The organism is Limnobaculum eriocheiris (genome assembly GCF_021010575.1).
Taxonomy (GTDB): Bacteria; Pseudomonadota; Gammaproteobacteria; order Enterobacterales; family Enterobacteriaceae; genus Limnobaculum; species Limnobaculum eriocheiris.
In genome coordinates, this window is sequence record NZ_JAJNAG010000070.1 from 1 (window position 1) to 9,387 (window position 9,387).

Here is a 9,387-nt window from a genome sequence, read left to right on the forward strand (position 1 = left end):
TGCGAACCCATCTTAAACGGTTGACCCGCAAGACTATCTGCTTCTCAAAGTCAGAAGAAATGCACGATAAGATCATCGGATGGTATCTGACGATCAATCATTACCACTAAATCTGCGTCACGACCGACCTTTCCCCGGAACATGTAACGTTAAAACGTCATGGTAATGATTTACAGGTTATTTTAGAGGACGAAGTGAATCCCGCCATTATTATTGATGATTACTATATTTCAGGTAACCATCAATCATTACTGGGGGTTGCTGAAGACGGACAACTCTATACCTACATGGCCACTGATGCAGTGGGTGACGGCTATGCATTGGCTGATGAAGGCCTAACTTCCGTTGCGTTGGGTGGTTCTTCGCTGGGTGATAGCAGTTATTTATTTGAGAGTGTGGAGTATGGCGATGGCCTGATGTCATTATGTCCATGGTTTTTAGGTGCTGCCACGATTGGTGGTATTGGATATGCTATTAACAATAATAAAGATGACGATAACGACAACTCATCTTCTTCATTGCAGCCAACAACTCAGTCAGAACCTCAACCCGTATCTGACGCAGCTTCACAATCAGAAGCTCAACCCGTACCTGAAGTAGCATCACCATCAGAATTTCAGACAGAGACCGTATCTACTCCCGGTGGAGGTAGTGATGTTACCTATAATACCATTGCACCTACCTAACCAGCAGCCAGCGGTCTGGTGGTTGATAGCAAGTCAGGCGCTATTTTGTCGGGAACAACGATTGCCAGTACTTTGCCGACCTTCTCTGGCGAAGGAGAACCGGGTAGCGTTATTACCTTTATGGATGACGCTTCGGTAAGTAAACAAATCGTTATGAGTAGCAGTGGTAAGCGTTTACTGATGGCGGATAGTGCTGTTGTGGTATCCGACAATAGCCATGTTATTGGCCAGGTAGTGGTAGGGGCGGACGGTAAGTGGCGTTTCACACCGAATAGTCCTTTGGCAGAAGGTTCGCATCATATTACTATGGTTGCTACAAATAGTGCGGGTCACAGAAGTTCAGTGTCAGAGCTGATGAAGTTTGAAGTGGATATTACCGCACCGGAAAAACCATCGATTAGTCTTGATGTTATAATTCGCGCCGATGTGGCTCCTCTGGATATGACACAGAATAATCAGGATCCTGAAAATGATAACCTGTGGTTTATTGGTAAGGGTGAGCCGGGAAGTACGATTACCATTACCGATAACGGTATTGTTATCGGACAGACTCTTGTTGATGCCTCTGGGCGTTGGAAATATATCCCACAGTCGGCCTTAGGTGGCGGTGAGCACAATGCTTATGCCACTGCGACGGATAAGGCAGGGAATATCAGCGAACCATCCGATACGATATCATTTAAAGTATCAGACAGTAACTTTGAGCCGCAAATACCGACAATCATCGAGAAACTGGTTGATGATGTTGGTAGCATCACTGGTGAAATTGGGCTAAATGGTGTAACGGATGATGCTCGCCCACAAATCGTTGGTCAGGCCAAAATCGGTAGTATCGTTAACATCTACGATGCTGACGAGCTGTTGGGTTCAACAGTAGTGGGCGCTGATGGCAACTGGTGTTTTACGCCAGCGATGGATTTGGGACAGGGTGAACACAACATCATCGTGGTAGCGACCGATTCTAAAGGCAATGTTAATTTTTCTGCTCCACTATTATTCACCTTTGTGGTTGATACGACTCCACCTGATATGCCAGTCATTGAATCAGTTTCTGCAGATTTCCGCAGTGGCATGAGTAGCGGCACTGCCACTAATGACGTTACGCCAGAGCTAAATGGTGTAGCCGAGAAGGGAAATTTAGTTACAGTTTTGGATAATGGTGTCATATTGGGTTCGGTCAAAGCAGACAGTATTACGGGTAAATGGAGTTTCACTCCGTCATTCGATCTGGATTTTGGCGATCATATCTTTACTGTGGTATCCATGGATGTAGCCGGTAACCAGAGCTTTCAGTCACTTGGGTTTGTTGTGGTTATTGATGCTGATATTTGCATTATGCCTCCGCCTGTGGAACCGGTAGATACTGTTGCACCAGCGATACCGACGATTGAGTCAGCCGTAGATAATATGGGCGTGATACAGGGTTTATTAAGCAGCGGTAGTATAACTGATGACTCAACGCCAACGCTGACCGGTAAAGCTGACATTGGTAGTATCGTGAAAGTATATGATGGCAGTGTTCTGTTAGGTTCGGTAGCAGTAGATAGTCAGAGTGGTGGTTGGAGCTTTACTCCGGTAGCGTATTTGACCAGGGGTGAACATCAGTTCCATGTGACGGCTATGGATAGTGCAGGTAATCATAGTCAGCTGTCAGAAAGTTTTAGTCTAATTATTGAATACAATCAATACAATAACGTTAATCTGACAATCACTAATGTACACTCAGATGGCCCGGCAGAGGTAATGAATAATGGACCCAGGTATACTGGGGATATTGAAAATGGGGGTGCCATTAGTTACGGCAAACCTCTTATTAGTGGTACGGGGACCGCGGGTGATGTCATCGTTCTGTATTCCAACGGACATTATGACCACGTTGAATTGGGGCGTACGACGGTAGATACTAACGGAAAGTGGAGCCTTCAGTTAATCAACAGCTTACAACTGGATGATAATGAGCTTTTCGTGGTTGGAATAGATGCTCAAGGGAATGTTACTGGCACGAGTGCACCATATGCAGTTACTTATTACGGAATATGGTTAGATACCGAGACGCCGGAGCTTGTTCTGGAGGACGGCAATCAGGTATTTGCACCGGAAGTGCCAGATACCACCCCGCCAAATTCTGTTGTTGATATGACTATCTCCACTAAATATGGTGAATACAACAATCTTACTGGTTATTCAGATGAGCCATTCTTCATTGACGAATACAATTCATTGGTCTTTAAGGGTAAAGCTGAGGCTGGCAGTATCGTTTCCGTTTATGATGGTACGACAAAGTTGGGAGAGTCTAAAGTTGGCGCCGACGGTAGCTGGATATTTGTTCCATCAGAAGTGCCAATGGCCGGTTCTCATCTTTTCACCACGACGGTAACGGATAGTGCTGGCAATACCAGTGTTAAGAGTAATGCCATAGGCTTAACATTATTGGTTGTGGCACATATTGAACCGGATCTTGTTGGTCAGATGATCAATATTTTCGCTGTTAATGATATCAATAGTCAGCTGCTGTCATCTGATTATTTAGTGAATGATGCCCGTCCAACGCTGTTTGGTACTACTGTAGGGACTGGTAATGTCATTACTATTTATGATGGTGAAACCTTGTTGGGCGAAACATACCTGCAAGCTGGTAATAAGTGGAGCTTCACGCCAGATTTCGATCTGAGCCAGGGTGTGCATCGTATAACGGCTTTCCAAAAAGATGCCATACGTGATGTTATGTTGCATAGTCAGGTATTTGAATTTGTCGTGGATACCATTGCACCAATTGTTCCTACAATTGAGTTTGCACTGGATGGTGTTGGTCTGGTTCAAAATGCACTTATCAGCGGTAGCCTGACTGATGATTCAACGCCAACGTTAACCGGTCATGCTGAGAAAGGTAGTACGGTTAAAGTTTATGACGGTGGCACATTATTGGGTCTTGTGACGGCAGATGTAGAAACAGGGCAATGGAGCTTTACACCAAGGCTGTATAAAGAAAGTCATCAGTTTACGGTGGTTTCAATTGATAAAGCAGGCAACATTAGTGCACCATCAGCGGCTTTTGTCCTGATGACTGATTTCTCTTCTTCTCATGTCAACAATTTGGCTATCACCAGTGTAGATGACCGGAAAGGTGACGTGACTGGTCATGTTATCAATGGTGATAGCTCCGATGACAGCCGTCCAATTATCAGCGGTACGGGTACAGCGGGAGATAATGTTATTGTCTACTCTAATGACGCGACGGGCAATCATGAGGTTGGTCACACGACAGTAGAGGCTGATGGTACATGGGGCCTGCAATCGACACTGCTAATGGATGGTAGCAACCAACTGACAGCCGTTGAGGTTAACGCCCTGGGTGATATCTCCGCACCGAGCGCACCTTATATTGCCGTGTTAGATGCTGACGTTGCACCCACTTACAAAGTGGGTAGCCTGAATGATGACATTTTCCTCTACGCTGGCCCGGAAGATCAGGTTATCGCCGGGGCAGGTAACGACATCATTAATCTACTGCCAGCGAAATCTGGATATATTTCTGGCGGTGAGGGGATTGATACGTTAGTTGTGGGTGGTTATAACAATCTGCTGAACTTAGGCGCGTTAGAAGAGAAGTTAAGTTCAGTGGAGATCTTCGATCTGAAAGATGGCGGTCATAACACCATGATAGTTCATTTGGAAGATGTCTTACGTCTGGGGTCTGAAGAGTTATCAATAGCGGGTAATAACAAGGCGATTGTTGTTAACGGCGATGACAGCAGTACGCTGCACTTTGAAATGAGAAGCGCACAGACCTGGGATGGCAACGAAGGTAACCCGATAGGTAAAGCAGACCAACCTTGGGTTATGTCGCAAAATGAGCATCAATATGCTGGCAATACCTATAACGTCTGGACTAACTCCGCTTCAAACGTTGAAGTTCTGGTAGAGAATACCGTGCATGTCATGATGTAATGCACTAACCCAATGGAGCGATAGCCATTAAGCTATCGCTCTGATAAAAAACCGGTCTGTTCAATTGTTCAGGCCGGTTTTATTTTTACTGGTTGCCAGAAACAGGCACTAATTAAATACTCCTTGTAAAATAGTGTTCACTATCAGAGTGGTTACTGCCACCAGCACTAAATCGTCTCCCACGGTATACCATTCATAGCCAGGATAGTGCGGCAGACCGTTTAGCATAGTCACCGGAACCCTCTTTTTAGCGATTCCCGGAGGCAGTGGTTTCCCCCGGGCTAAATTTTTGGCAATACCGGGAGGCAGAGGCTTATAGCCAATAATGCCGTAGTTGACCGCCATTCCTCTGGCCTGATTGAACGTAATGGTTACGCTAACGTCATCGTAATCATCATGCCCATTTCCCTTGTTTTGATTACCTTTGTTGCCTTTGTCTTTATGGTCATGCTGTTTCTGGCCATTCTCGTTGCCATTGCCTCCGGGGTCAGCATTCACCGGAGTCGCTCCCAGCACCAAAGGTATTAATGCTGTCAGAATGATAACAGTGAGTTTTTTACTCATGGTGTAAAGCCTTATCTGAATGATTTACCGTCTGAATTAAGATTAGCAGGCATTGAGCAGGGCTTCCGTCAGTATGGATAAGCCAACTGTAAAAAAAGTGATAATGGTTGTAACGGCAGATAAGACAGATAGTGGGGGGCTCAGTAAAAAGTCCGAAAACAGGGTTGTTTTCGGACTTTCAGTTTAAGATAAATGCGGCCAGAATGACCCTATCTTAGCGCTTACAATAGCTGGGTTTGAGCCTCAGCCGCCGCCAGCGCCACCATGTTTACAATACGTCTGACGGAAGCTATCGGCGTCAGAATATGTACCGGTTTGGCAATGCCCATCAATACCGGACCAACGGTTACACCTTCCGAAGAAGAGACGCGTAGCAGGTTATAGCTGATACGAGCCGATTCCATATTGGGCATAATCAGGATATTTGCTGCGCCTTTCAGCGGACTGTCCGGCATGACATCATTACGGATGCTCTCTACCAGTGCGGCATCGCCGTGCATCTCTCCATCAATTTCCAGCTCCGGAGACGCCAGTTTTACCAGCTCCAGCACCTGACGCATTTTACGAGCGCTTGGGCTGTCAGAAGTACCAAAACTGGAATGGGACAGCAGCGCAACCTTAGGTTCGATGCCAAAACGACGCACGGTTTCTGCCGCCATCAGCGTGATTTCTGCCAGCTGTTCCGGCGTTGGATCATCATTTACATAGGTGTCGGCAATAAAGGTATTGCCGCTTGGCAGAATAATGGCGTTCATGGCACAGGCGGTATTCACGCTGTCGCGATAGCCAAATACGCCTTTAAGCACGTCATAATGCTCATGATAGCTACCGATGGTACCGCAAATCAGGCCATCGGCTTCACCACGTTGAACCATAATGGTACCAATCAGGGTTGGGTTACCAATCACCGTGCGTTGGGCCTGCTCCCGTGAAACGCCCTTACGTTTCATCAGCTGATAGTACTCATTCCAGTACTCGTTGAAACGCGGATCGGATTCGTTATTCACAATCTCAAAATCTTTGCCCGCAGTAAGTTGCAGACCTAATTTCTTAATGCGCATTTCAATCACGCTTGGGCGACCAATCAGAATTGGATATGCCAGCCCCTGAGAAACGATGTCCTGCGTAGCATGCAGTACGCGCTCTTCTTCCCCTTCTGCCATCACAATCCGCTTCAGCGCTTTTTTCGCCTGAGAGAAGATTGGTTTCATAAACAGATTGGTTTTATAGATAAACTGGGTCAGATGTTCAACGTAAGCATCCATATCGGTAATTGGACGTTCAGCAACCCCGGAGTCCATTGCTGCTTGTGCGACGGCCGGTGCGATTTTTACAATCAGACGCGGATCGAATGGTTTTGGAATCAGGTATTCCGGCCCAAAAGAGAGCTCCTGATCGCCATAAGCAGAAGAGACCACATCACTTTGCTCCGCCAACGCCAGATCGGCGATAGCCTGCACTGCTGCCAGTTTCATCTCTTCATTGATGACGGTAGCACCAACATCCAATGCACCACGGAACAGGAACGGGAAACACAGAACGTTGTTAACCTGATTAGGATAATCTGAACGGCCGGTACAGACGATAGCGTCCGGACGTACCGCTTTAGCCAGCGGCGGTAAAATTTCTGGTTCCGGGTTAGCCAGCGCCAGAATTAATGGATTCTTCGCCATGCCTTTCACCATCTCTGGCGTTAACACGCCCGGGCCAGAGCAGCCAAGGAAGATATCTGCACCGTCAATAACATCGGCCAGACTGCGTTTACCACTGTCTTTTACCGCGTACAGCGCTTTATTTTCTTCCATATTCTGATCGCGGCCCTGATAGATAACGCCGCGTGAGTCACAAACCGTAATGTTCTCTTTGGTCATACCCAGCGCAACCAGCAAGTTCAGACAGGCAATAGCCGCAGCGCCTGCGCCGGACACCACCAGCGTGACCTCGCTGATTTTTTTATCCACTACCCGCAGGCCGTTTAATACCGCGGAGGCACAGATAATTGCAGTACCGTGCTGATCGTCATGAAATACAGGAATTTTCATGCGCTTGCGTAGCGCTTTTTCAATATGGAAACACTCCGGCGCTTTAATATCTTCCAGATTAATACCGCCAAAGGTTGGTTCCAGAGAAGCAATAATATCAATCAGCTTATCCGGATCGGATTCGTCAACTTCAATATCAAATACGTCAATACCGGCGAACTTTTTAAACAGAACGCCTTTACCTTCCATGACGGGTTTTCCTGCCAGTGCTCCAATGTTACCCAGGCCGAGTACGGCTGTACCGTTAGAGATTACCGCGACCAGATTGCCTCGGGCAGTATATTTGTAGGAAGCCTGAGGGTCGGCGGCAATTTCTAAGCAGGGCGCAGCAACGCCCGGCGAATAGGCCAGTGCTAAATCGCGTTGGGTAGCCAGTGGTTTGGTTGGCGTTATTTTAATTTTTCCTGGAACAGGAAACTGGTGGAAATCAAGAGCGCTTTGTTTTAATTGTTCGTCCATTATCGTGTCCTTTTCAGGGTGGTACAGGGCGACGCCGTGATACCCCGGAATAGATATAGGGTAATTATTGAAAACTGATGGGATGCAGCATCGTTACTATTTGTCTTTCACTGTAACTGTTTCTTTACGTACTTATTCAGTATAAAGCACAGTTAGATAGCAATCTTAACATTAAATTAATAATTGACCATGTAAACATCAGTGGTGGTGTCGTTTATTGTGACAGGGAATAACGATTAGACGTTTTCCCCACACATCTGAATTAATTATTGAGAATAAATTGGCTAAATTGTCATTACGTGATGATTATTTTTATACATATCAATTAATTGAAAAAAATAATCATTTTTCTTTTCGTATTGCTCACCAGAGCTAATACCATCAACTATGCTTACTGTGTATCGGTTAAAAAGCGCTTTCATTTAGTTTTAGTTTGTGAAGCACTTTTTAAGGAACTTATCCGATCGCAGCATGAGGATATGTAGTCGCTATCAATAAGATGGATTAACTAAAAGGTGAGTCGACAATGAGTGCAAAATTTGAAATTTTTCTGAGTAAGAACAACGAATTTTATTTTCGCTTAAAAGCGGGTAATGGGCAGATTATTCTTGGTAGTGAAGGTTATACCACCAAAGCTAACTGCCAGAATGGTATCAAGTCGGTTAAAACCCACTCTCAGGACAGCAAATATTTTGAAAAGAAAGTGACCTCTAATGACAAGTTTTCTTTCAATTTAAAAGCATCTAACGGTCAGGTTATTGGTACCAGTCAGACCTATACCTCTGAGCAGTCACGGGATGCCGGTATTGCTTCCGTTACTAATAATGCGCCAGACGCAAAGGTAGTTGATTTAACAGTAGAAGCCTGATTGCTTCTGCCAACAGAATTTTTACACCCTGTAGTGCTTCGTCCGTTAGTGCCTGATATGGCTAACGGACTTTTTTCTTTATTATGCCAGCGTTAATCGGTTATTGAGAACGGCGTAATCTCAGTGTCATTCAGCGCCTCTCGGCTGAAGATAGGCATCATAAGGGCTGTCTATTTATCATTTCTGAGGGTCATATTTTAAATAGCGCCTGTTTGGTATCTCAGAGATTATTCGGGGTGAATAGCTGAATTTAATAATTTAGAAGGCTTCAAATTAAAATAGTTATCTTTTGGTGCAACGCCTCTTCTTCCGTCTGAGCCCCTTTTTTCCTTGCGAAGTATAATTTGTAGTCAGAAAAACAATACACCTATCTCACATAATACTCTGTAATATAAGTTTAAATTAGAATAATAATTCATTGTTATTATATGGTAACTATCGTTTAATAAGCGCTTTCTAAAATTACCTTGTTAATTTCTTATAACGGATAAAATTACCACGGACAGGATATGCCTTTTAAAACCAATCCTAATCTCGCTCATCGGAAGCGCGCTTTTTTGCATTTTTGGGGGGCAGCGGCGTTACTGCCATTTGCCTTTTATGCTTATTCAGCCCCTGAGTTGAATCGCATTAATAACCAGCAAATCATCCATCAACAAGAGCGTCAAAAAGCGCTGGACGATCGGATACGTTCTGTTTGCTGGTATTCCCACCTCAAAACCCGATGGTTTTAAAACTAATCCGGTGACGCTGGGGTTCAATTTGAACTGGCAGTATTAAATCAGGGGCCGGAGCGCCCAGTCCGACAATAAACAAAGAT

At 45.2% G+C, this 9,387-nt stretch carries 7 protein-coding genes; 5 read left to right on the forward strand and 2 right to left on the reverse strand.

Annotated features, from left to right (window positions below; translation table 11 throughout):
- The 3 genes from LPW36_RS16965 to LPW36_RS16975 all read left to right on the forward strand — a co-directional run.
- On the forward strand, nt 1-110 hold a 110-nt coding region (locus LPW36_RS16965), incomplete at its 5' end, for an IS1 family transposase (protein ID WP_230608631.1).
- 84 nt (nt 111-194) lie between these two features.
- Nucleotides 195-686, forward strand: coding sequence for a hypothetical protein (locus tag LPW36_RS16970; protein ID WP_230611718.1), 492 nt, complete (start codon nt 195-197; stop codon nt 684-686).
- A gap of 45 nt (nt 687-731) precedes the next feature.
- A complete protein-coding gene (locus LPW36_RS16975) occupies nt 732-4,634 on the forward strand; it encodes an Ig-like domain-containing protein (RefSeq protein ID WP_230611720.1) in 3,903 nt (1,300 codons plus the stop codon).
- 108 nt (nt 4,635-4,742) lie between these two features.
- Here LPW36_RS16975 and LPW36_RS16980 read toward each other — a convergent pair whose 3' ends face one another.
- Complete coding sequence (locus tag LPW36_RS16980; protein ID WP_230611722.1) at nt 4,743-5,198, reverse strand: anti-virulence regulator CigR family protein; 456 nt, start codon at nt 5,196-5,198, stop codon at nt 4,743-4,745.
- 221 nt (nt 5,199-5,419) lie between these two features.
- Complete coding sequence (gene maeB / locus LPW36_RS16985) at nt 5,420-7,699, reverse strand: NADP-dependent oxaloacetate-decarboxylating malate dehydrogenase (RefSeq protein ID WP_230611724.1); 2,280 nt, start codon at nt 7,697-7,699, stop codon at nt 5,420-5,422.
- A gap of 526 nt (nt 7,700-8,225) precedes the next feature.
- On the opposite strand from maeB, the gene LPW36_RS16990 reads away from it, so the two are divergent.
- Together LPW36_RS16990 and LPW36_RS16995 are read left to right on the forward strand one after the other, a co-directional pair.
- Nucleotides 8,226-8,567: a YegP family protein gene (locus LPW36_RS16990; protein WP_230611726.1), complete on the forward strand. Its 342-nt coding sequence runs from the start codon at nt 8,226-8,228 to the stop codon at nt 8,565-8,567.
- Nucleotides 8,568-9,076: 509 nt separating this feature from the next.
- Nucleotides 9,077-9,301, forward strand: a complete 225-nt coding sequence (locus LPW36_RS16995; protein ID WP_230611728.1) for a hypothetical protein — start codon at nt 9,077-9,079, stop codon at nt 9,299-9,301.
- The last annotated feature ends 86 nt before the right edge of the window (nt 9,302-9,387 follow it).